The sequence below is a fragment of the uncultured Dechloromonas sp. genome, from assembly GCF_945957265.1.
In the GTDB taxonomy this organism is placed as follows: domain Bacteria; phylum Pseudomonadota; class Gammaproteobacteria; order Burkholderiales; family Rhodocyclaceae; genus Azonexus.
Genome location: NZ_CAMFKO010000022.1, coordinates 1 through 22,005 on the forward strand (window position 1 = coordinate 1; position 22,005 = coordinate 22,005).

The 22,005-nt window shown below is 65.4% G+C and carries 19 protein-coding genes; 9 read left to right on the forward strand and 10 right to left on the reverse strand.

Going from position 1 to position 22,005, the window contains the following annotated elements; all coding sequences use genetic code 11:
• The first annotated feature begins 70 nt into the window (after nucleotides 1–70).
• Nucleotides 71–2,548 (forward strand): ribonuclease R, encoded by a 2,478-nt coding sequence (gene rnr / locus Q0P59_RS12350; RefSeq protein ID WP_295006764.1) that lies wholly within the window; start codon nucleotides 71–73, stop codon nucleotides 2,546–2,548.
• 14 nt (nucleotides 2,549–2,562) lie between these two features.
• On the opposite strand, the gene Q0P59_RS12355 is transcribed toward rnr, so the two are convergent.
• Entirely contained in the window at nucleotides 2,563–3,429 is an 867-nt protein-coding gene (locus Q0P59_RS12355; RefSeq protein ID WP_295006765.1) for an HDOD domain-containing protein, read from the reverse strand.
• Between the two features lie 200 nt (nucleotides 3,430–3,629).
• Between Q0P59_RS12355 and Q0P59_RS12360 the strand changes: the two genes are divergently transcribed.
• The 3 genes from Q0P59_RS12360 (at nucleotide 3,630) to Q0P59_RS12370 (ending at nucleotide 5,888) form a co-directional block, all read left to right on the forward strand.
• Nucleotides 3,630–4,199 carry a hemerythrin family protein gene (locus Q0P59_RS12360; RefSeq protein WP_295006766.1) on the forward strand — a complete coding sequence of 190 codons (570 nt, stop codon included), beginning with the start codon at nucleotides 3,630–3,632 and terminating at the stop codon, nucleotides 4,197–4,199.
• Between the two features lie 75 nt (nucleotides 4,200–4,274).
• Nucleotides 4,275–5,006, forward strand: coding sequence for a 23S rRNA (guanosine(2251)-2'-O)-methyltransferase RlmB (gene rlmB, locus Q0P59_RS12365; RefSeq protein WP_295006767.1), 732 nt, complete (start codon nucleotides 4,275–4,277; stop codon nucleotides 5,004–5,006).
• Nucleotides 5,007–5,009: 3 nt separating this feature from the next.
• Nucleotides 5,010–5,888: a DMT family transporter gene (locus Q0P59_RS12370; RefSeq protein WP_295006768.1), complete on the forward strand. Its 879-nt coding sequence runs from the start codon at nucleotides 5,010–5,012 to the stop codon at nucleotides 5,886–5,888.
• Here Q0P59_RS12370 and Q0P59_RS12375 read toward each other — a convergent pair.
• The 3 genes from Q0P59_RS12375 to Q0P59_RS12385 are packed head-to-tail and all read right to left on the reverse strand — an operon-like array spanning nucleotide 5,885 to nucleotide 8,812.
• Nucleotides 5,885–7,228: a fused MFS/spermidine synthase gene (locus tag Q0P59_RS12375; protein WP_295006769.1), complete on the reverse strand. Its 1,344-nt coding sequence runs from the start codon at nucleotides 7,226–7,228 to the stop codon at nucleotides 5,885–5,887. The genes Q0P59_RS12370 and Q0P59_RS12375 overlap by 4 nt on opposite strands.
• Nucleotides 7,228–8,115, reverse strand: a complete 888-nt coding sequence (gene rarD, locus Q0P59_RS12380; RefSeq protein WP_295006770.1) for an EamA family transporter RarD — start codon at nucleotides 8,113–8,115, stop codon at nucleotides 7,228–7,230. The genes Q0P59_RS12375 and rarD overlap by 1 nt, the downstream gene beginning before the upstream one ends.
• A 4-nt stretch (nucleotides 8,116–8,119) precedes the next feature.
• Nucleotides 8,120–8,812, reverse strand: coding sequence for a DUF599 domain-containing protein (locus Q0P59_RS12385; RefSeq protein ID WP_295006771.1), 693 nt, complete (start codon nucleotides 8,810–8,812; stop codon nucleotides 8,120–8,122).
• A gap of 145 nt (nucleotides 8,813–8,957) precedes the next feature.
• On the opposite strand from Q0P59_RS12385, the gene Q0P59_RS12390 reads away from it, so the two are divergent.
• Entirely contained in the window at nucleotides 8,958–10,100 is a 1,143-nt protein-coding gene (locus tag Q0P59_RS12390) for a GGDEF domain-containing protein (RefSeq protein ID WP_295006772.1), read from the forward strand.
• A gap of 68 nt (nucleotides 10,101–10,168) precedes the next feature.
• On the forward strand, nucleotides 10,169–10,486 hold the full coding sequence (locus Q0P59_RS12395; protein ID WP_295006773.1) for a hypothetical protein: 318 nt from the start codon (nucleotides 10,169–10,171) through the stop codon (nucleotides 10,484–10,486).
• A gap of 41 nt (nucleotides 10,487–10,527) precedes the next feature.
• Here the strand turns inward: Q0P59_RS12395 and Q0P59_RS12400 are convergent, their stop codons facing one another.
• From Q0P59_RS12400 to Q0P59_RS12415, 4 genes are all read right to left on the reverse strand, one after another.
• On the reverse strand, nucleotides 10,528–11,082 hold the full coding sequence (locus tag Q0P59_RS12400; protein WP_295006774.1) for a response regulator: 555 nt from the start codon (nucleotides 11,080–11,082) through the stop codon (nucleotides 10,528–10,530).
• A 127-nt stretch (nucleotides 11,083–11,209) separates the two neighbouring features.
• Complete coding sequence (locus tag Q0P59_RS12405) at nucleotides 11,210–11,797, reverse strand: DUF4124 domain-containing protein (RefSeq protein ID WP_295006775.1); 588 nt, start codon at nucleotides 11,795–11,797, stop codon at nucleotides 11,210–11,212.
• 35 nt (nucleotides 11,798–11,832) lie between these two features.
• Entirely contained in the window at nucleotides 11,833–14,934 is a 3,102-nt protein-coding gene (locus tag Q0P59_RS12410) for an efflux RND transporter permease subunit (protein ID WP_295006776.1), read from the reverse strand.
• Nucleotides 14,935–14,943: 9 nt separating this feature from the next.
• Nucleotides 14,944–16,101 (reverse strand): efflux RND transporter periplasmic adaptor subunit, encoded by a 1,158-nt coding sequence (locus Q0P59_RS12415; RefSeq protein ID WP_295006777.1) that lies wholly within the window; start codon nucleotides 16,099–16,101, stop codon nucleotides 14,944–14,946.
• Nucleotides 16,102–16,438: 337 nt separating this feature from the next.
• Here Q0P59_RS12415 and Q0P59_RS12420 point away from each other — a divergent pair, with 337 nt between their 5' ends.
• Nucleotides 16,439–18,397, forward strand: coding sequence for a TonB-dependent receptor (locus Q0P59_RS12420; protein WP_295006778.1), 1,959 nt, complete (start codon nucleotides 16,439–16,441; stop codon nucleotides 18,395–18,397).
• A gap of 8 nt (nucleotides 18,398–18,405) precedes the next feature.
• Complete coding sequence (locus Q0P59_RS12425; RefSeq protein ID WP_295006779.1) at nucleotides 18,406–18,945, forward strand: YfiR family protein; 540 nt, start codon at nucleotides 18,406–18,408, stop codon at nucleotides 18,943–18,945.
• A gap of 81 nt (nucleotides 18,946–19,026) precedes the next feature.
• Here the strand turns inward: Q0P59_RS12425 and cysN are convergent, their stop codons facing one another.
• Both cysN and cysD read right to left on the reverse strand, forming a co-directional pair.
• A complete protein-coding gene (gene cysN / locus Q0P59_RS12430; protein WP_295006780.1) occupies nucleotides 19,027–20,295 on the reverse strand; it encodes a sulfate adenylyltransferase subunit CysN in 1,269 nt (422 codons plus the stop codon).
• Nucleotides 20,295–21,245 (reverse strand): sulfate adenylyltransferase subunit CysD, encoded by a 951-nt coding sequence (cysD, locus tag Q0P59_RS12435; protein ID WP_295006819.1) that lies wholly within the window; start codon nucleotides 21,243–21,245, stop codon nucleotides 20,295–20,297. Before cysD ends, cysN begins: the two co-directional genes overlap by 1 nt.
• A gap of 189 nt (nucleotides 21,246–21,434) precedes the next feature.
• Between cysD and Q0P59_RS12440 the strand changes: the two genes are divergently transcribed.
• Nucleotides 21,435–21,947, forward strand: coding sequence for a superoxide dismutase family protein (locus Q0P59_RS12440; protein ID WP_295006781.1), 513 nt, complete (start codon nucleotides 21,435–21,437; stop codon nucleotides 21,945–21,947).
• Nucleotides 21,948–22,005 lie beyond the last annotated feature (58 nt).

Genomic DNA, 22,005 nt, shown 5'->3' on the forward strand with positions numbered 1-22,005 from the left:
TAGTGCGTCTACCAATTCCGCCACCTGGGCACAGATGCGAAGAGCGCGCATTTTAGAGGAAATACCGTTAATGTCAAGAAAGAAGCTGTCCAAGGTCCGCCGGGCCGATCCCTTTTTCGAGCGCGAGTCGGCGCGCTATGATTTTCCGCTGCCGTCGCGCGAGTATGTTTCGCAGATGCTCGCCGACGAGGGGCGGCCGCTCAGTTTCGTCGAATTGACCGAATTGCTCGACATCGCCGGCAGCGAGCGCGACATGTTCCAGCGCCGGCTGGGCGCCATGGAGCGGGAAGGGCAGCTGATGCGCAACCGCAAGGGCGGCTACATCCTGCCCGAGCGGGCCAGCCTGACGCCGGGCAAGATCCAGGGGCATCCCGATGGCTTCGGCTTCCTGATTCCCGACGACGGCAGTGCCGACATCTTTCTCGACCAGCACCAGATGGGCAAGGTGCTGCACGGCGACCGGGCCCTGGTCCGGGTCGTCGGCATCGACCGCAAGGGGCGCCCGGAGGGCAGCATCGTCGAGGTGACCGAGCGGGTGAATACGCGGGTGGTCGGCCGGGTCTTCGTCGAGCACGGCGTGGTCGTCGTGGTGCCGGAGAACAAGCGCATTTCGCAGGACATCCTGGTGCCGCCCGAGAAGAAGGCCAAGGACAAGCCGCAGTCCGGGCAGGTGGTGATGGTCGAGATCATCGAGCAGCCGAGCAAGTTCTCGCAGCCGATCGGCAGGATCATCGAGGTGCTCGGCAACTATGCCGATCCGGGCATGGAGATCGAGATCGCGCTGCGCAAGCACGACCTGCCCTTCGAGTTTTCGAAGGCCGCGCTGGACGAGAACAAGAAGCTGCCGGACAAGGTGCGCAAGCTCGACCTGAAGGGGCGCGAGGATCTGCGCGAGCTGCCGCTGGTGACCATCGACGGCGAGACGGCACGCGACTTCGACGACGCCGTGTTCTGCGAGAAGAAGGGTCGCGGCTGGCGCCTGGTGGTGGCGATCGCCGACGTGTCGCATTACGTCAAGCCGGGCATGGCGCTCGACCGCGAGGCGCTGGAGCGCGGCAATTCGGTGTATTTCCCGCGCCGGGTCATCCCCATGCTGCCGGAGAAGCTGTCGAACGGCATCTGTTCGCTGAACCCCGATGTCGAGCGGATGGCCATGGTGTGCGACATGGAGATCAGCGCGGCGGGCAAGATCGGCAAGTACCGTTTCTACCCGGCGGTGTTCCGCTCGCATGCCCGGCTGACCTACAACCTGGTGTGGTCCTGGCTGTCCGGCGAGAAGAAGCCGGAAAGCGAGGCGCACCAGGCCGTCCTGCCGCACGTGCAGAACCTGTACAAGCTGTTCGGCGCCCTGCACAAGGCGCGGGCCGAGCGCGGCGCCATCGATTTCGAGACGACCGAGACGATGATGCTGTTCGACGACCAGAGCAAGATCGAGAACATCGTGCCGGTCGTGCGCAACGACGCGCACCGCATCATCGAGGAGTGCATGCTGGCCGCCAACGTCTGCGCCTCGGCCTTCCTCGAGAAGCACAAGCAGACCTGCCTGTATCGCATCCACGAAGGGCCGTCGGAGGACAAGCTGCAGAACCTGCGCGCCTTCCTTGGCGAATTCGGCCTCGCCCTGGGCGGCGGCGACGATCCGCGCGCCAAGGACTACGGCATCCTGCTCGAAAAGGTCAAGCAGCGTCCGGATTTCCAGCTGCTGCAGACGGTCATGCTGCGTTCGCTGAAGCAGGCCATGTACAGCCCGGACAACGTCGGCCATTTCGGCCTGGCCTACGAGCACTACACCCATTTCACCTCGCCCATCCGGCGCTATCCCGACCTGCTGGTCCATCGCGCCATCAAGGCCGCGCTGGCCGGCGAGCAATACGTTCCGGAGCGCGAATGGGACGATATCGGCCTGCAGTGCTCGGCCACCGAGCGCCGCGCCGATGAGGCGACGCGCGACGTCGAGAACTGGCTGAAGTGCTTCTTCATGAAGGAACGCATCGGCGAGGAGTTCGACGGCACGATCTCGGCGGTGACCGCCTTCGGCATCTTCGTGGCGCTCGACGCCATCTACATCGAAGGCCTGGTCCATGTGTCCGAACTCGGCTCGGATTACTTCCAGTTCGACAACATCAAGCACCAGATGCTGGGCGAGCGGACCGGGCAGCGCTTCCGCCTGGGCGACCGGGTGCGGGTGAAGCTGGTCCGGGCCGATCTGGAGTCGAACCGTATCGATTTCGTGCTTGCCCAGGAGCTGCGTGGGGCGCTAGCGAAGAAGCCGGCGGGCAAAACTGCCGCGCCGAAGGCTGCGGCGACGCCGCGCCGGGTCGAGGACAAGCCGGCAGCCAAGGCAAAGCCCCGCAAGGTGGCCGTCAAGGCCGCGCCCAAGGCAGTCCCCAAGGCAGTCCCCAAGGCAACTCCCAAGGCAACTCCCAAGGCAACTCCCAAGGCAACTCCCAAGGCAACTCCCAAGGCCGGGGCGAAGAAGGCTGCGGCTCCGAAAGCCAAGCCGGCCTCCCGTAAGACGTCCGCCAAGGCGCCGGCGAAGCGGCGCTGAACGCCGCTGCGTCGTCAATGGTGGGTCGGATCGAGCAGGTCCGCCGCCTTGGCGACGATGTGGGGAATTTGTGTTTCGTCGATGCCCGGCAGCTGTTCGGCCAGCCATTCAAGGGTGGCGCCGGGGATGATGTGCTTGGCTTCGGCGATGTCCGAGGGGAGCGCCGGACTGGTGCTGCCTTCGGCCAGGAGGTGCCGGGCGGTGTCGACGCACAGCCGCGACAGGTTGGATCGGGTATTGTCGATGCCGCGGATCAGCTGGGTCAGCAGGGATGGAAGGTGCCAGATGGTGGCGCATTTCAGGGTCAGGTCCTTGAAGCGGAAGCCGCAGGTGTCGAGCTGGGCCTGGATGGAACGCGGCGACTGCCCGGAGTGCAGCGCGGCCAGGGCGTTTTTCGGAACATCCGGCGCAAAGGACCAGAGCAGCAGTTCGCCCGTCTCGGAGAGCAGGGCCGCCATCGCGATTTCGTCGGGAGAGATGTCGGCACGCGCCGCTCCCCAGCGCAGGGCGAGACGGCTGGCGAGGTGGGAGCGTGCCTCGCATTCGGCCAGCCCGGATGCCGACTCGTCGGTCTCCGGACAGTTCAGCAACAGTTTGTGAAAGGTATCCGTTCCCAGTTGCATGACGGCGGCGAGCGGCGTGGTGGTGTCGTGTCCGAGCCGTTGCACGCGATGGGCTTCGGCTTCGCGCAGGAGTCTCAGGCACAGGAAGGGGTCGGCGGCGGCAATGTCGGCCAGGTCTCGCGCTGCCAGCTTTTCGCCCTGCGCGGCCTCCAGTTCGATCAGACGCGTTTTGGAGCGCGGCATGCAGGGCAGGTCATGGTTGCTCAAATAGGCAGCCCATTGATCGACACCCCAGCGTTTCTGGTTTTCCGGAAGCACCTGATCTCCTGTTCCATGCCGATGGATCATTATCGGCAGTATCGCCCAAAACCTGAGTTTCCGCTTGCCACCGTCGGCTTCGTCACGCGGCGCTGGCGGGCCGGGGCAGGTCGCTCGGGGATCTCGTCGATTGACACTTCTTTACATTGCCACCGGGCAATTGTGCATACAATGTAACGTTTGCAATGAGAGGGACTGCGATGACGAAGCAACGAACGGCTCCACTCCCATCCGGGGAAGGGGCGAGCGTCGGCGAGCTTCCGGACATCATCGCGTACTGGCGGAGCACGGGCGTTCTGCCGCCCCAGCTGGTTACCGGCCACCGGCTGATCGACATGGAGCACCGCTTTCTGATCGATGCCATCGCGAATCTGCAGCGCGTTTGCAAGAACGTGACGGATTTCGAGGACTGCCATGGCTGCGGTCATGTGCAGCAGGCACGTTGCGAAAACAATCTGGTTGGCCTGTTGGGGGATGTGTTTGCCTTCATCCTGGATCATTTCAGGAGCGAAGAGGAAATCATTCGCAATTCGATGTTGCTGGTCATCGACCGGGCGGTTTGCGAGGCGCATATCGAGGATCATGCGGAAATCGCGGCCAAGGTGCAGCAGATCGTTTCGACGCTCGACACGCGGCATGTGGTGCGCCGCATCCGCGAACTCGATGTCCTGCTGGCGCGCTGGGTGACCAATCACATCGCCCTGCACGACATGTTGCTGTTGCGCTGGATTGCCCGCTACGAACCGCAGCTCCAGCCGAACGACCGCTGACCGTCAGCCGCTTGCGGTTTCCGGGCCGGGTCTCCGGCGCGGTAGAATCCGCCATCCCGAATTTCGAAAGCAGCCATGACTTCCCGCCTGATCTACGGCTTTCACGCCGTCATTTCCAAACTTCGCCATGATCCGGGTTCGATCAAGGAAATCATGGTTGATGCGACGCGCCAGGATGCCCGCGCCCGCGACCTGCTCCAGCATGCCGAGTTGCAGGGCATTCGCGTCATTGCCACCGACGGCAAGCGGCTTGACGGCATGGCGCCGGACGGCAAGCACCAGGGCGTGGTGGCGCGCATTGAGGGCGGGCGCAAGGTGGCCCATCTCGACGATGTGCTCGATACCCTGGAGGAGCCGGCCTTCCTGCTCGTTCTCGACGGCATCACCGATCCGCGCAACCTCGGCGCCTGCCTGCGCGTGGCCGATGCCGCCGGCGTCCATGCCGTCATCGCGCCCAAGGATCGCGCCGTCGGCCTGACCGATGTGGCTGCCAAGACGGCCTGCGGGGCCGCCGAGACGGTTCCCTACGTGATGGTCACCAACCTGGCGCGTACGCTGCGCGAGTTGCAGGAGCGCGACATCTGGGTCATCGGCACCGCCGGCGAAGCGCAAAGCGATCTCTATGCCGCCGAATGGCCCAAGGCGACCGCCTGGGTGATGGGGGCCGAGGGCGAAGGCATGCGCCGCCTGACCCGCGAAAATTGCGACCAGCTGGTCAAGATTCCCATGCATGGCAGTGTCGAGAGTCTCAATGTCTCGGTGGCGGCGGGCGTCTGCCTGTTCGAGGCCAGACGCCGCCTGTCCTGAGCGATGACGCACCGCCGGGCCATGTTGCTGATGGTGCTGGTGACGCTCCTGTGGAGCATTGCCGGCGTCGTCACGCGCCATCTCGAGGCGGCACGCGGCTTCGAGGTCACCTTCTGGCGCAGTTTCTTCACGGCCCTTTGCCTGCTGCCCGGCTTGCTTGCCGCCAAGGGCCACGGCCTCTGGAACAGCTTGCGGCAAGGCGATCGCTGGTTGTGGATGTCGGGCGTGTGCTGGGCCGTGATGTTCTCCGCCTTCATGCTGGCGCTGACCCTGACCAGCGTGGCCAACGTGCTGGTGGTGATGGCTCTGGGGCCGCTGGTGACGGCCTTGTTCTCCCGGATCTTCCTGGGTTATGACCTGCCCGGAGCAACCTGGGTGGCCATCATGCTGGCCAGTTGCGGGGTGGCGTGGATGTTTGCCGGCGAGGCCGGCCCGGGCTTTTCGCCGGCCGGTGCGCTGGTCGCCGGCTGCGTGGCGCTGGCCGGCGCGGCCAACTGGACGCTGCTGCAGGGGGCCGGGCAGCGCCGGCGTGTCGACATGATGCCGGCGGTGCTGATCGGGGCATGCCTGTCGGCGCTGAGTAGCTTGCCGTTGGCCTGGCCGGTGACGGCTTCGTTGCACGATGTCGGTTTGCTGGCCTTGCTCGGGGTGGTGCAACTGGCGCTGCCATGCCTGCTGGTCGTGCGCTTGAGCCGCGAACTGCCGGCTGCCGAGATCGCCCTGCTCGGGCTTCTGGAGGTCGTCTTCGGCGTCACCTGGGCCTGGCTGTGGGGGGGCGAAACGCCGTCGTCACAGGTTCTGAGCGGTGGCCTGCTGGTTCTCTCGGCGCTGGCCGCGAACGAACTGCTGGGTTTCAGGCGCCGTCAGGCAGCCGCGGCTTAGCGAGAGCGCGCGCGATCCACGTCGGCGCGGTTCGTCTCGTCGCTATAGACCAGGCCGCTGCCCGGTCGGCTGCTGGCGAAGCAGGCGACTTCGACGTTGGCCAGCGGCTTGCCCTTGTGCAGCACATCGACGGCGCAACGCCCGAATACGCGCTCCATGGTGTTCAGCAGGTTGCGGGCGTAGGGCGTTTCCAGCTTGCCGTCGAGGATCAGGTTGGCGAGCAGAACGCCGTCCGGTTTCAGCACCTTGCGGGCGTCGGCCCAGAATTCGAGGGTCACCAGGTGGCTGGGGATCGAGGTGTGCGAGCTGTAGACATCGACGACCACGGCATCGAAACGCCGCTCCGTGGTGGCGACGAAGCGCCGGGCATCGTCGGCGATGAACTCGCCGCGCACGGTATCCCGCAGGAAATGCCGTTCGGCGATATCGCGGATTTTCGGATCGATGTCGACATAGGTGTAGCGGTTGGACGGCTCCCGGTGCGACAGGGTGAAGCCGCCTGCCCCCAGGACCAGGATGTCCCGCTCGCGGTAGCCGAGATCGTCGAGCAGGATCTTGCGCAGGTGCTGGATGTAGCGCGTGTAGCGGGGCGGCTCGCTGTCGTCGATCAGCGAGGCGAGGGACTTGTTGACCATGAAGGCGCGCGGATTCAGCTGTCCGTCGAGCACCACGCTGCTGACTTCGTATTCGGCGTAGGCGGTGTCCGCCGTCAGCGTTTGCCGGATATTCAGCGCACCGGCCGCGACCAGGGTGGCCAGCGACAGCGCCGCCATCCCGGCTTGCCGGCCGGCGAGCAGCAGGACGCCGACGAGCAGGCCGCCGCAGCAGGCGAGAATCGCCGCGGCAACCCCCAGCCACTGCATGACCAGCAAGGACAGCGACAGCGAACCGAGGAATGAACCCAGCGTCGACCAGTAGAGCGCCATGCCGCTGGCCTCGCCGCTGCGCTCGGTCTGCATCAGGTTGGTCAGGATGGGCACGGTCTGGCCGAGGAGCCAGGCCAGGGGGCAGAGAATAACGGCGATGAAGCACAGGTAGGCGAACCAGGTCGGCTGCAGGTGGGCAAACAGGCCGTCGACGCTGGCGCCGGCCAGCCCCACGCCGGCCAGCAGGGCCGCGATCAGGAAATTGCGGGCGACGATGCGGCGGTAGTCGGCGGCCACCCGGGCGCCGGCAGCGTAGCCGAGCGCCAGGGCGAGCAGGAAGAAGCCGATGGTCGGCGCGGTGACGACGATGGAACTGCCGACATGCGGCACCAGGCGGCGGAGGGCGATGACTTCGGCGCCGAGCGAGCAGAAGCCTTCGATGAAGACGATGGCGTACAGGAGGGCGCGCGACATCAGGCGGCGGCCCGGTACTTTTGCCAGGTGCTCCAGCTGAAGACGAAGAGGCCGGCCCAGATCAGGCCGAAGCTGATCAGGCGGGCCGTTTGCAGCGGTTCGTCGAACAGGTAGATGGCCGTCAGGAACTGCATGGTCGGGTTGATGTACATCAGCATGCCGACGGTCGCCAGGTCGAGGCGTTGCGTGGCGGCGGCGAAGGCCATCAAGGGCAGGGCGGTCAGTATGCCGGCGCCGACCAGCCAGCCTGCCGTCGCTACGGAAGGGACGGCAAAGACGGCATGGCCGGCCTGCGCCATCCACAGGGCGTAGAGGCCGCACACCGGCAGCATGCAGAGCGTTTCCAGCCACAGGCCGGACAGCGCATCGACCGGCACCTGCTTGCGTACCAGCCCGTAGGTGCCGAAGGTGCCGGCGAGAAAGAGGGATACCCAGGGCAGGCTGCCCAGCGTCGCCACCTCGTTGCCGATGGCGGCGACGGCCAGCGCGACCGATATCCATTCGAGGCGGTTGAGTCTTTCCTTGAGCACCAGCAGGCCGAGGAGGATATTGACCAGCGGCGTCAGGAAGTAGCCGAGGCTGGAGGCGACGACCTGCTGGTTGGCCACGGCCCACAGGAAGACCAGCCAGTTGCTGCCGACCAGGAGGGCGGCAAGGGCCAGCATGCCCAGCTGTTGTGGCGTTTTGAGAATGGCGGAAACCTTGGTCCAGCGGCCGCGCAGCGTGAGCAGCAGGCCGACGAAGACGCAGGCCCAGACGGCGCGATGCGACAGCACATCCATCGGCGGAACGTGCGACAGCTGCCGGAAGTAGAGCGGGAAGAATCCCCAGATGCCGTAGGCCAGCAGGCCGTAGCCGATGCCGGCCGCCGAGAACGATGCGCGCACGGCCTCAGTCCGGGGCGCTGAGCATGGCCAGCGTCGCCGACTGGTAGTCGCGCCGATAAAGCACGACGAGCACGAGCAAGGCGAGCGCGGCAAGCACCATCGGGCTGAGCAGCCAGCCCGAGGCGGCCAGGCCGAAGTAATAGGCGCGGATGCCCCGGTTGAAATCGTCGCCGGCCAGGTTGTTGGCGCCCGCCACCCGCCGCGCATAGCCATCGATGCCGGCTTCGCCCGCCTTGCCGGTCGGCGCGGCGCCGACGAGGATGGAAAGCAGGTTGAACTGGCGCAGGGACCAGGTGAACTTGAAATAGGCAAAGACGAAGCTGGCGAGCAGCAGCATCAGCTTGACCTCGAGCAGCTCGCGGTTGCCGGCGCCGCCGAAAGGCAGGTCGGCGGTGACGCTGAGGAGCTTGTCCGCGGCGCCCAGTGCCGCGACCAGGCCGGCGATGATGTAGATGGTGGTGTTGGCGTAGAAGGAGACCGAATTGACCAGGTTGCCGATCAGCGTGGAATCCATCACCCGGACGTCGCGTTCCAGCATGCGGTAGGCCCAGAGCAGGCGGTACTGCTGGCTGGTGCCGATCAGTCCGCGGGCGCCCCGGCGGCTATGTTCGGAAAACCAGGCGTAGCCTGCCCAGCAGGCAAAGAAGGCGATCAGCGCCAGCCAATCGACCGCGGCAAGATGGGGCAAGGCATGCATTCCTGCATATTGCCACATCGGCGGGGCTTGCGATATTGGGGAAACCCGCGCTGTTCCGGTCGGTCATAGTGCTATTCTGGGCCACGTATCGCCTGGCCTGGCCGGCGAAAGCACCCGACAAGAGACCGATCTGGACGCGTCGATAATGACGAGAATGCACCTGCTGACGCTCGGATTCCACGACTCCGCCACGGAGCTGGCCTTCGTTCGCCATATCTTGCCGCGACTGCGCCTGCAGGGCCGGGCGGCGATCATCCTGGGGGCCGTCGTCTATTTCCTTTACGGTGCGGTGGATCACCTGTTCGTGCCGGCGAATCTGCTCGGCCAGGTGTGGCTGGTGCGCGTGCTGGCGCTGATCGTCCCGCTTGGCGTGCTGATCCTTAGCTACCTGCCGTGGTTCGCCCGGCACAATCAGCTGCCGCTCGGGCTGGTCGGCCTGTCGGCGGCGCTGGGCCTGATCGCCATGCTGTGGTACCTGCCGCTCGAGAGCGCCGCCTACTGCTTTCCGGGCATGATGCTGGCGACGTTTTATACCTACAACCTGCTCGGTACCCGCTTCATCCATGCCCTGCTGATCAATGTCGCGGTGCTGCTGCTCTATAACGTCTTGTTCGGCGTCGTCCGGGAGTTTCCCGAAGCAGTGCTGCTCAGCCAGAATTTCTTCCTGATCTCGGCCAACCTGATCGGCGGGGCTGCCGGCTATCTGGCCGAGTTCCACCGTCGGCAGCTGTTCTTGCGCGAAGTGCAGCTCGACGACGAACGTCAGTTGCACCTCAACCGCTCGCTGCATGATCGCCTGACCGGCCTGCCCAATCGCGATCTGCTCGACGACCGCATCAACCAGGCGCTGGCGCTGGCGCGGCGCGACCAGGCGCGCCATGCCGGGTTTTTCGTCGATCTGGACGGCTTCAAGAACATCAACGACCGCCTGGGCCACGACCATGGCGACATCGTCCTGCGTAGCGTCGCCCGTCGGCTCGAATCGGTGATGCGCGAGACGGATACCATTTCGCGCATTGGCGGCGACGAGTTTTTCGTCCTCATTCAGGATATCGGCTCCTGCGACAGCGCCGCGCATCTGGCCGAGAAACTGATCGCGGTGATCGAGCAACCGATTCCCGAGCTGCCGGGGCGCCACGAACTGAGCGCCAGCATCGGCATCTGCCTTTTTCCGCGAGCCGGGCTGGCCAACACGCCGGACAGCATCATTCGCAGCGCCGACCTGGCCATGTATCAGGCCAAGGCGGATGGCAGGCGTTGCCACCGCTTCGCCGAAATGCTGGCGTGAGCGGGCGCGACGTCGGCCGCGGGAAACTCCTGTATCCTGCTCGCCTTTGATCGACAGGGGAGATGAACATGGGACAAGCCAAACAGCGTGGCACGCTGGCGCAGCGGGTCGAACAGGCGCAGGCCAAGATCGAGGCGACACGCCCGGAAAAGCTGGTCTGCAACCATTGCAGCGCCGACGTGACGCAGATCAATCCGGTCAGCACGCGCGGTCTGCGCGGCCTCGAGGCGATCTGGGTCGGCCAGTGCGAGTGCGGCCACACCACGTTCGCCGCTTCCGGCGATCCCAAGGCGGTCGAAGCCTTTTTCTTCGCGCTCAGCGAGAACACCGAACTGATGCTGGGCAGCCAGAGCAAGGACGGCAGCCAGCACGAAACCGCTGAGTGAGGTTGTAAGGGCTTTCGGCGCGCGCCGAAGGCCCGCCGCGCTCAGTGCGTTCCGGCGACTTCGGCGGCGCGCTGCTCGCCCGCCGCAATGGCGCGGCGAGGCACCTGGTTGTCGTCGAGCAGGCGCTCGATGCGGAAGAAAATCTCGTAACGCGAGAACGGTTTTTTCATGAAGTCGTCGGCCCCGATGCGGGTGCCGAAGAATTGCTCCATGGCCTGTTCGTTGCCGCTCATCATGATGACCGGAATGTCGCGTGTCGCCGGGTCGCGGCGAATGGCGCGCAGCGCGGCGAAGCCATTCATGCCGGGCAGCACGATATCGAGGAAGATCAGGTCCGGCTTGTGTTCGCGCAGCTGCTCCAGCCCGGATTCGGCATCCAGCGCTTCCAGGGTTTCGTAGCCGGCCGAGCGCAGGAATTTCCTGAGCGCCGTCACGATGGTTTTTGAGTCGTCGACGATGAGAACCCGGGTGCCCTCGCGGGCATTGACGCGGGCTCGCTTGCGCCGCTCCACAACGCTCTCCGAGACGTTCGGAAGCGTCGTCTCCTTCGCTTCGCTTTGTCCGAGCAAGGCCCGGATCTGGTCAAGTATGCCCACCCTGTTCCCCCGTGAAGTCCGGTCGCCCGATGGCTGACCGAACAGGCAGCATTTTATGATCGAATCATGGCCTTCCGGAAGGCATGGTCGGAAAAAATGCCGGTTTGTCGGGCGGGCCGGCAAGTGCTCAGCGAATGCAGGGCTTGCCCGGGGCGCAGATCACCATGCCCTGGCCGCCCGATGGCGCCGTCACCGGCGCCTGGGGTGCCGGCGGCCGCGGTTGGGGCTGGGGGCGCGGATAGTGGGGATAGACCGGCGGCGCGCCATAGACCGGGACATAAACCGTCTGGGGCGGCTCGGGCGGGCGCACCAGGTTGCGGCACTCGGCCTCCAGCTGTGCCCGCTGGCCGGCTTCGAGCGCGCGCTGGGCGATATCGCGCAGGCAGGCATCGGGGTCGCCGTAGCTGCGTGCCGGGTTGGCCGTGGCGGCCTGCTTCTGGCTCTGGGCCTGTCGCTCGGCGGCCAGGTCGGCGCGCTGGGCGCTTTCGCGCTTGTCGACATAATTGCGCATGCGTTCGACGTCGCGTTCGGCCTGCTGGCGATTGGTCTCGGATACCGTCTCGTCGGGGCGCACGGCCAGCGTGCCGCTGCCGCCCGGGCAAGGCGAATTGGAAATGACGGTCTTGCCGTCCGCCTGGCGGCATTTGTAGATGTCGGCGCCAGCCGGCTGGATGAGCAGCAGGCCGGCAAGAAGGGGCAGGAGTATCCGGTACATGGTTTCGTTATAGCTTAAACGCCGCACGAGACAACTCAGTTGACCGGGTTTTCCGCTGCCTCGATGGCCGGTTCCGGGCCGGATTTGTCGGTGTAGCGGTCGAGGTAGAGGTAGACGACCGGCGTCAGGTACAGCGTCAGCAGTTGCGACACCATCAGGCCGCCGACCACGGCCAGGCCGAGCGGCTGGCGCACCTCGGCGCCGGCGCCGATGCCCAGCGCGATGGGCAGGGTGCCGACCAGGGCGGCCATGGTGGTCATCATGATCGGCCGGAAGCGGACCAGGCTGGCCTGGAAGATGGCCTCGCCTGGCGCTGCGCCCTCCTTGCGCTGCTTTTCCAGGGCGAAGTCGATCATCATGATGGCGTTCTTCTTGACGATGCCGATCAGCATGATGACGCCGACGAAGGCGTAGAGGCTGAGATCGACCTTGAAGACAAGGAGGGTGATCAGCGCGCCGAGGCCGGCCGAGGGCAGGCCGGAGAGGATGGTCAGCGGGTGGATGAAGCTCTCGTACAGCACGCCGAGGACCAGGTAGACGACCAGCACGGCGACCAGCAGCAGGATGCCGAGGCCTTGCAGCGACGACTGGAAGGCCTGCGCCGTGCCCTGCAGGCTGGTGCTCAGCGAGACCGGGACGCGGATTTCCCGCTCCAGCGCCTTGATGCGGTCGACGGCGTCGCCCAGCGAGACGCCGGGCTGCAGGTTGAAGGAGATGGTGACCGACGGCAGCTGGCCCTGATGGTTGACGGTCAGCGCCTGCGTCTTGCGCGTGAAGCGGGCGACGGTGTCGAGCGGGATCAGCTTGCCGCTGCCGCGCACGTAGACGCGCGACAGGGCCTGCGGGTCGGCCTGGTATTCGGGGGCGACTTCGAGGATGACCTGGTACTGCGCGGTCGAGCCGTAGATGGTCGACACCTGGCGGGCGCTGAAGGCGCTCTGCAGCGCGTCCTCGACCTGGCCGAAGCTGAGGCCGAGCGCGGACAGCTTGTCGCGGTCGATGTCGATGCCGACGACCGGGCTGAGGTTGCTCAGGTTGTTGGTGACATCGACGAAACCGGGCAGCTGGCGGATCTTCTGGGTCAGCGTCGCGGTCCACTCGTACAGTTCGGCGAGGTCGGTGTCCTGCAGGGTGTATTGGTACTGCGCGGCGGTGATCTGGCCGCCGATGCGGATCACCGGCGGGTTCTGCATGTACACCTTGATGCCGGGCACCTCGGCCAGCTTGGGGCGCAGGCGCTGGATGATCTGGTCCGGCGTCGATTTTCGCTCGCTGGCCGGCTTGAGGATCATGAACACCGTGCCGGTATTGGCGGTCGGCCGGATGCCGCCGGCGCCGACCGAGGACATGAAGGAGGCGATGTCCGGCTCCTCGGCGACGATCCGGGCGACGGCGCGCTGGTGGGCGACCATCGAGGCGAACGAGGCATCCTGCGCGCCTTCGGTGAAGGCGACGATCTGCCCGGAATCGCCGCTCGGGATGAAGTCTTTCGGTACCTGGGTGAACAGGTATCCGGTGAGCAGCAGGGTGGCGACGAAGCTGGCCAGGACGGTGCGCGGGTGGCTCATGGCCAGCTTCAGCGTTTTTTCGTAGCCGGCGAGCAGGGCGGCGAAGAAACGCTCGAACAGCTGGAAGACGCGGCCGTGCGAGTCCGGCTCGGCGTGGCGGACGTAGCGGCTGCACAGCATCGGCGTCAGGGTCAGCGAGACGAAGCCGGAAACCAGGATGGCGACGCAGATGGTGACGGCGAATTCGTGCAGCAGGCGGCCGACGATGCCCTGCATGAAGAGCACCGGGATGAACACGGCGATCAGCGAGATGGTCATCGAGATGATCGTGAAGCCGATCTCCTTCGCTCCCTTGATCGCCGCCTGGAAGGGCGGCTCGCCGGCCTCGACGTGGCGGACGATGTTCTCCAGCATGACGATGGCGTCGTCCACGACGAAGCCGACCGACAGCGTCAGCGCCAGCAGCGACAGGTTGTCCAGGCTGTAGCCGAGCACCGACATGGCGGCGAAGGTGCCGACCACCGAGATGGGCAGCGCCAGGCTGGGGATGACGGTGGCCGACAGGTTGCGCAGGAAGAGCAGGATGACCAGGATGACCAGCACGGCCGACAGGACCAGCGTGAATTGCACGTCGTCGATGGCATGGCGGATCGAGTGGCTGCGGTCGAACAGGATGTTCATGTTCACCGCCGCCGGCAGCTTGGCCTGGAAGGAGGGCAGGATGCGCTTGATGGCATCGACCGTCTCGATGGTGTTGGCGCCCGGCTGGCGCTGCACGGCGAGCACGATGGCGCGCTTGTCCACGTTCCAGCTGGCGATGCGGATGTTCTCGACGCTGTCGACCGGCGTCGCCACGTCTTCCAGGCGCACCGGCGCGCCATTGCGCCAGCTGACGATGAGCGGCCGGTAGGCGGCGGCGTTGCCGAGCTGGCCGTTGTCCTTCAGCGCGAAGGTCTGGCGGCTGCCGTCGAGCTGGCCGACCGGCTGGTTGACGTTGCCCTGGGCGATGGCCTGCTGCAGCTCGTCGATGCCGATGCCGCGCGCCGCCAGCTGATCCGGGTTGGCCTGGACGCGCACGGCGTATTTCTGCGAGCCGTAAATCTGCACCTGGGCAACCCCGGGGATGGTCGACAGCCGTTGCGCCAGCTGGGTTTCAGCGTATTCGTGGACGAGCGACAGGGGCAGGGTGGGCGACGACATCGCGATGTAGAAGATCGGCGAATCGGCCGGATTGACCTTGCGGAACGACGGCGGCGTCGGCATGTTCGGCGGCAGCTTGCGCTGCGCGGCGGAAATGGCCGACTGTACGTCCTGTGCGGCGGCGTCAATATTGCGGTCGAGGGCGAACTGCAGCGTGATGGTGGTCGAGCCCTGGGCGCTGGTCGATGTCATCGAATCCAGCCCGGCGATGGTCGAGAACTGGCCTTCGAGCGGCGTGGCGACAGCGGCGGCCATGGTTTCCGGCGAGGCGCCGGGCAGGCTGGCGCTGACCGAAATGGTCGGGAAATCGACGGCCGGCAACTCGGAAACCGGCAGCGAACGGTAGCCGATGATGCCGAAGATGAGCAGCGCCACCATCATCAGGGTGGTCATCACCGGCCGGCGGATGCAAAGCTCGGGTAGCGTCATGCCTGCTCCCTATTTTGCGGCGGTTTGGGCAGGCGGGGCTTCCGCGCCGGGCGGCTGCTTGCTGTGTACCGCGGCGCCGGGGGTCAGTCGCAGCTGACCGTCGGTAACCACCGTTTCGCCGGCGGCGACGCCCTTGCCGATGGCCGTCATGCCACTGTGGCTGGCGACGATCTCCAGCTTGCGCAGCTCGACGGTGTCGTCCGCCTTCACCGCATAGAGGAAATTGCCGTCGGCCCCTTGCTGGATCGCCTCGTTGGGAACGAGGACGGCATCGTCGAGCCGGTCGAGGACCATGCTGACGTTGAGGAACTGCCCCGGCGTCAGGCGGGCGGAGCGGTTGTCGAGCAGCGCCTTGACCTGGATCGTTCCCGTCGCGGCGTCGACCGCGTTGTCGATGAACCTGGCCTTGCCCTCGAAGACGGCATCCTTGCCGCCGGGCAGCGAGACCTGGACGCCGAGCGGGCCCTGGCTGAGGGCGCGGCGCAGCGCTTGCAGGTGGCGCTCGGGGACCGCGAAGGCGACATACAGGGGATCGACCCGATTGACCACGGCCAGCGCGGTGTCGTTGATCTTGACCGTCGAGCCGGGGAAGACGAGCCGGGCGCCGACGACGCCGGAAATCGGGGCGCGAATCGCGGCGTAGGAGAGCTGCAGGCGCGCCAGTTCGCGTGTCGCCTGGTCCGCCTTCAGCGTCGCGGCGGCCGCCGCCGCGTTGGTTCGCACTTCATTGACCTTCTCGTCGGAGACGAAGCCGCGGGCCTTCAAGCCCTGGTAGCGCTCGAGGTCGGCCTGGGCCTTGGCGAGCTGGGCCTCGTCCTTGCCGACGACGGCGTCGGCCTGGGCCAGCCTGGCGTTGAAATCGCCCGGGTCGAGCTGGACCAGGACCTCGCCCTGCTTCACGAACTGGCCTTCGGCGTAGTTGACCGAGAGGACCTGTCCATCGACGCGGGACTTCACCGTGACGCCCTCGTAGGCTTCGGCCCGCCCGACCGCGTTGAGGTAGATCGGCATGCTGCCGCTTTGCGCCTTGGCGACGATGACCGGCACCGGCGCGCTGGCCTTGGCTGCCGGTGCGCCGGGCGTTCTCGTGCTGTTCCAGCCCCAGAACCCGATGCCGATAAGCGCGATGATGCCGATGGCGACGGGTACTCTTTTCGATCTGTTCATGGGAGGGAATCGTGTTTGGGCCGGCGAGGCAGGGTATTGGCGGCCAAATGGCCGAAAAATGAATGCTACCACCGATGCGCAGGGGGCATGAACGGCCTGTTTGGGCGCAGGAGAGGCTTTTCGCCGCATTTTTTTCGAGGTTTGGTTAACGGATGCCCGGAAGACTGGCAGAATCCATTCCTTTGACATGCCCGTTCGCGGTGCGAATCCTGCCCAGTCTTCCCGGACTCCATGCCGGGCTGCCGCTCGGCAGGCGTTTCGGAACAATGAAGAATAGATGTCGATTCAGATTCGAATGAAGTCGGGTGGCCGGGCGCGTCGTTCGCCGCTTTTTGGCATGCGGCCAGCGTGCCTGGCGCTCTGTCTGGCCCTGTCGTGCAATCCGTCGTGGGCGGGGAGCGGCGACGATCTGGGAGCGCTGCCCTTCGAGCAGCTGGTGCGCCGCGAAGTCACGTCCGGGTCGCAGCTGGCGCGGCAGATCAGCGATTCGCCGTCGGCGGTGGCGATCGTCACCGCCGACGACATTCGTGCCTACGGCTACCGGACCATTGCCGAGGTGATCGGCAGCATGCGGGGGCTGTATACGACCTCGGATCGCCGCTACACCTACATGGGGGGGCGCGGCTTCGGCGCGCCGGGTGACTACACCGGCCGGATCATGGTCCTGATCGACGGCTACGTCACGCAGGACAGCCTGTTCAACCAGGCCTATATCGAAGAGTCCGGATTGATCGACCTGGCGCTGGTCGAGCGCGTCGAATACGTCCCGGGCACCGGCTCGGTGACCTACGGCAACAATGCCATGCTCGGCATCATCAACATCGTCACCCGCAAGGGCAGCGATTTCAACACGCTGCAGCTGTCCGGCGAAGCCGGCAGCCACGATACCTATCGCCAGCGCGCGACTTTCGGCAAGCGTTTCGACAACGGCGCCGACCTCCTGCTGTCGGCGTCGTCGCTGCAGTCGCAGGGCCAGAATCTCCATTTCCCGGCCTACGACACGCCGGCCAACAACCATGGCTGGGCCAACGGCATCGACGACGAAAGGAACCGGCGCCTTTTCGGCAAGTTCTCCTACGATGGATTCACGGTCGAGGCGGCGCATGTCGAGCGCCGGAAAACGGTGCCGACCAAGCCGATGAGGCTCGCCGTCTTCAATACGCCCTTCGTCATCGACGACGAGAACAGCTATCTGAACGCCAGCTACGAGACCGATCTCGGGCTGCACCTGTATGCCGCGTCGCGCTTTTATTTCGGTCGCTATGCCTATGACAGCCAGCGGACCATCAACGATCCGGCCTCCAATGCCCAGCGCAAGCATCGGGCGGAATGGTGGGGTGTCGACCAGAAGTTCATCGGCAAGTGGTTCGCCAATCATTCGATCATGTTCGGCATGGAGTACCGGAACGACTACAGCCAGTATCTGAGTCGCTCGTATTTCTACCCCGATGGGCGGATCGATGCGGCGAGCAGCGTCAAGGACAGCTACTCGCGCAACACCGCCAGCCTGTACCTGGCCGACGAATACCGCTTCCACGAGCGCTGGCGGCTCAATGTCGGCGCGCGCTACGACAAGGCCAGCGACCTGGAGGGCAACTGGAGTCCGCGCCTGGCGCTGATTTATCAGCCAAGCTTCCGGACCACGCTGAAGGCCAGCTATAGCGAGGCTTTCCGCATGCCCAACGCCGACGACCGCTCGTTCTATCACGCGGGCGCGGCTCCCGAATACGTGGCGGCCAAGGAGTTTGTCGTTCAGCACGACCTGGACAGGCAGATGCGGTTGACCGGCACGCTCTACGAATACCGGCGCAGCAAGCAGCAGGTCTATCTCGGCACGCCGGGGCACTACGCGCCGATCGGCAACAGCCTGGCGCGCGGCCTGGAGCTGGAGTTCGAGGCGCGCTGGGATAACGGCCTGCGCGCGCGCAGCAGCGGCGCCTGGCAGAACTCGTCCGACGCCACTGGCCTGGATGCGGTGAATTCACCCAACGTGCTGGGCAAGTTGCAGGTTTCCGCGCCATTGCCCGGCAACGCGGTGCGTGCCGGCCTCGAGGCGCAATACCTCGGCTCCCGCCTGACCGACGAACGCCGCCGCCTGGGCGGCGTCGCGCTGGCCAACCTGACGTTCTCCAGCGAACGGAAATGGCACGGCATGTCGGCCTCGTTCAGCATTCGCAACCTGTTCGACCGCGACTACGAGGTCGTCTCGCCCTTCACCTGGGCGCCGGGAACCGGCATCGATGCCTTGCGCATGGATGGCCGGTCGTACTGGTTCCAGATCAACTACGATCTCTGAGCCCGGTCATGCGCGCCCTTCTTCTCCTGCTCGGATTCGGAATCAGCCTGGCGGCCAGCGCCCAGGTCGTGTCCGAACACGACATGAAGGCCGCTTACCTGTACAACTTCGCCCACCTTTTCGAATGGCCGGAATCGCGGCGGGCCAACTTCCACATCTGCATCCTGGGCGACGAGGAGGTGGGGGCGGCGATGCAGGGATACGACGAAAAGCGGGTCAACGGCCAGCGCATGGTCATCGCCCGGCTGAGCACGACGACGCCCATCCGCCTGTGCGACATCCTCTACGTCGGGGCCGCCGAAGTGGGCAACCTGCCGAAAATCCGCTCGATGCTGGGCGGGCAGCCGACCCTGACCGTTGCCGACAAGGTGCCGCTGCAGTCGGTGGCGGTGGCGCTGGCGCTGGAAAACCAGCACCTGATGTTCGATGTCAATCTCGAACATTGCGAGCGCGCCAATCTCAAGGCCAGGCAGACCGTGCTCGGCCTGGCGCGCCTGGTGCGCAAGCCGGCCGACGGCGAAGCGAAAGGGAATGCCGTTTCGCGCTAGCCGAAAGGGTGGGGCAATCGTCGGTGCCAGAAAAAACGCTTCCCGGGGGAAGCGTTTTTGTTGGCCGATACCCGGGTGGAATCAGAGGATCATCCCGGCGCCGACGGTGTTGTTGTTGCTTTCGTCGATGACGATGAAGGCGCCGGTGCCGCGGTTTTCCAGGTAAGGATCGACGAACAGCGGCTGGGCAAGCTTGAAGCTCACTTCGGCAATGTCGTTCATCGCCAGCTTGTCGGCGGCGACCTTTTCCAGCGTATTGACGTCGAGACGGTGGTCGATGCCGGTCAGCTTGGCCTTGGAGTCACGCGTCGTGTGGCGGATCAGGTAGGTGCGGGCGCGGTCGAGCGGGGTTTCGGCCAGCCAGCAGACGGTGGCGCGGATTTCCTTGACGGCGGCCGGGGCTTCGTCGGTCTTGACGATCATGTCGCCGCGCGAGGTGTCGATCTCGTCGGCCAGCAGCAGGGTGACCGACTGCTCGGTAAAGGCGGAACCGATCTCGACGCCGCCCAGTTGCACCGACTTGACGGTCGATTCGAGGCCGTTCGGCAGCACGGTGACCTTGTCGCCGACCTTGATCGAGCCGGATTCGACGCGGCCCATGAAGCCGCGGTAGTCGTGCAGGTCCGGGTTGGCCGAATCCTGCGGGCGGCAGACGTACTGGACCGGGAAGCGGAAGGGCTCGTCGTGCTCGGTGTGGGCGGCCGGCGCGGCTTCGAGAATCTCGAGCAGGGTCGGGCCTTCGTACCAGTTCAGCGAGTCGCCGCGATCCACGATCATGTCGCCGTTGAGCGCCGACATCGGCAGGAAGCGGATGTCCTCGATGCCGACCTTGGCGGCGAATTCGAGGTAGTCGGCCTTGATCTTCTCGTAGGTTTCCTGCGAGTAATCGACCAGGTCCATCTTGTTGATGGCGACGACCAGGTGCGGGATGCCGACCAGCGAAGCCAGCTTGGAGTGGCGGCGGGTCTGGGTCAGCACGCCCTTGCGCGCGTCGATCAGGATGATGGCCAGGTTGGCGGTCGACGCGGCGGTCACCATGTTGCGGGTGTACTGCTCGTGGCCCGGCGCGTCGGCGATGATGTACTTGCGCGTGCCGGTCGAGAAGTAGCGGTAGGCGACGTCGATGGTGATGCCCTGTTCGCGCTCGGCCTGCAGGCCGTCGGTGAGCAACGACAGGTCGACCGCGCCCATGCCGCGCTTCTGCGAGGTTTTCTCGATGGCGTTCAGCGTGTCGGCGAGGATGGTCTTGGTGTCGAACAGCAGGCGGCCGATCAGCGTGCTCTTGCCGTCATCGACGCTGCCGCAGGTCAGGAAGCGCAGCAGGCCGTGATCTTCAACGTGGGCGGTCATTAGAAGTAACCCTCTTTCTTGCGTTGTTCCATGGAGGCTTCGCTGGTCTGGTCGTCCAGACGCGTCGCGCCGCGCTCGGTGATGGTGGTGGTGGCGGTCTCGAGGACGATCTTGGCGACGTCGTCGGCAGCCGACTCGACCGGTGCCGTGCAGGAAATGTCGCCGACGGTGCGGAAGCGCACCTGCAGGTCGACGATCTCTTCACCCGGCTTGGCGACGTTGGTCAGCTCGCCGGAAACCAGCGGCACGTTGACCGGCACGATGGCGCCCTGGCGGATGACCACCGGGCGGGTGTGGGCGAAGTAGATCGACGGCAGTTCCAGGCCTTCGCGCTCGATGTATTGCCAGACGTCCATTTCCGTCCAGTTCGAGATGGGGAAGGCGCGGATGTTCTCGCCCTTGTGGCTGCGGGCGTTGTAGAGGTTCCACAGCTCCGGGCGCTGGTTCTTCGGGTCCCATTGGCCGAACTCGTCGCGGAAGCTCATGATGCGTTCCTTGGCGCGGGCCTTTTCCTCGTCGCGGCGGGCGCCGCCGATGCAGGCGTCGAAGCCGAATTCCTCGATGGCTTCGAGCAGGGTCACCGACTGGTGCTTGTTGCGCGATTCGCCTTCATGCTTGAGGACCACCGTGCCGCGCTTCATCGAATCCTCGACCGAGCGGACGATCAGGCGCTCGCCGAGTTCGGCGGCGCGCTTGTCGCGGAAGGCGACGACTTCCCGGTAGTTGTGGCCGGTGTCGATGTGCATCAGCGGGAAGGGGAACTTGCCCGGGCGGAAGGCCTTTTCGGCGATGCGCAGCATGCAGATCGAGTCCTTGCCGCCGGAGAAGAGCAGCACCGGGTTGGCGCACTGGCCGGCCACTTCGCGCATGATGTGGATGGCTTCGGCTTCGAGCCAGTCCAGGTGGGAGAGGGTGGAACGTTGTGTCATTGCTGGGTAATCCGCGTGGATTGTCGAATGGACGGCATTGTAGCAAATGCTTAATGCTCAATTAAGAACGAGTGAGCATCTTGTTATTTCGAATTGTTATAAATAATTGATCGTCGACTTTGAACGTTCGGCAAACTATCGGGTCCGTTCTGTTACCCGACTCGGGGTGACATTTCATAAATTAATGACAAAGAGGAGATAAAGATGATCATGCGTGCCGGTTTTATCATGAGCGCCATTGCGGCCAGCCTGCTGGGCGCCTGTGCCACGACGCCAGCGGGGCCGATGGCCAGCGCCGACCTGCAGGCCCGTTCGGGGAGTGCGGTGAGCGGCAAGGTGACATTGACCGAGCTGAACGGCCGTTTGCGGGTCGAGGCGCAGGTTGCCGGCCTGACGCCGGGAGAGCATGGCTTTCACGTTCATGAGGCAGGGGATTGCAGCGCGCCCGATGCCAGTTCCGCGAAGGGGCATTTCAATCCGGCCGGCAAGACCCATGGCCATCATGCCGGGAGCGAGCGGCACGGCGGCGACATGCCCAACCTGGTCGCCAACGCAGCCGGCGAGGCCCGTTTTTCCGGGGATATCGAAGGTCTCGGCCTGAGCGGAACGAACGGCGTCGTCGGGCGCAGCATCGTCATCCACGCCGATCCGGACGACTACAAGTCCCAACCCGCCGGCAATTCCGGCAAGCGGATTGCCTGCGGCACGATTGTCGCCCGCTAGCAGCGCACTTCGGGGAGAGGGGAGGCGGATGTCGCTTCCCCCGGAAAAAGCGCCGATT

Bases quoted from the DNA above. Each gene is read 5' to 3' on its own strand.
- Q0P59_RS12405 (WP_295006775.1), bottom strand. From the start codon at position 11,797: ATGTACCGGATACTCCTGCCCCTTCTTGCCGGCCTGCTGCTCATCCAG.
- rnr (WP_295006764.1), top strand. From the start codon at position 71: ATGTCAAGAAAGAAGCTGTCCAAGGTCCGCCGGGCCGATCCCTTTTTC.
- cysN (WP_295006780.1), bottom strand. From the start codon at position 20,295: ATGACCGCCCACGTTGAAGATCACGGCCTGCTGCGCTTCCTGACCTGC.
- Q0P59_RS12375 (WP_295006769.1), bottom strand. From the start codon at position 7,228: ATGTCGCGCGCCCTCCTGTACGCCATCGTCTTCATCGAAGGCTTCTGC.
- Q0P59_RS12395 (WP_295006773.1), top strand. From the start codon at position 10,169: ATGGGACAAGCCAAACAGCGTGGCACGCTGGCGCAGCGGGTCGAACAG.
- Q0P59_RS12385 (WP_295006771.1), bottom strand. From the start codon at position 8,812: ATGCATGCCTTGCCCCATCTTGCCGCGGTCGATTGGCTGGCGCTGATC.
- Q0P59_RS12425 (WP_295006779.1), top strand. From the start codon at position 18,406: ATGCGCGCCCTTCTTCTCCTGCTCGGATTCGGAATCAGCCTGGCGGCC.
- Q0P59_RS12370 (WP_295006768.1), top strand. From the start codon at position 5,010: ATGACGCACCGCCGGGCCATGTTGCTGATGGTGCTGGTGACGCTCCTG.
- Q0P59_RS12410 (WP_295006776.1), bottom strand. From the start codon at position 14,934: ATGACGCTACCCGAGCTTTGCATCCGCCGGCCGGTGATGACCACCCTG.
- rlmB (WP_295006767.1), top strand. From the start codon at position 4,275: ATGACTTCCCGCCTGATCTACGGCTTTCACGCCGTCATTTCCAAACTT.
- Q0P59_RS12360 (WP_295006766.1), top strand. From the start codon at position 3,630: ATGACGAAGCAACGAACGGCTCCACTCCCATCCGGGGAAGGGGCGAGC.
- Q0P59_RS12390 (WP_295006772.1), top strand. From the start codon at position 8,958: ATGACGAGAATGCACCTGCTGACGCTCGGATTCCACGACTCCGCCACG.
- Q0P59_RS12415 (WP_295006777.1), bottom strand. From the start codon at position 16,101: ATGAACAGATCGAAAAGAGTACCCGTCGCCATCGGCATCATCGCGCTT.
- Q0P59_RS12440 (WP_295006781.1), top strand. From the start codon at position 21,435: ATGCGTGCCGGTTTTATCATGAGCGCCATTGCGGCCAGCCTGCTGGGC.
- Q0P59_RS12420 (WP_295006778.1), top strand. From the start codon at position 16,439: ATGCGGCCAGCGTGCCTGGCGCTCTGTCTGGCCCTGTCGTGCAATCCG.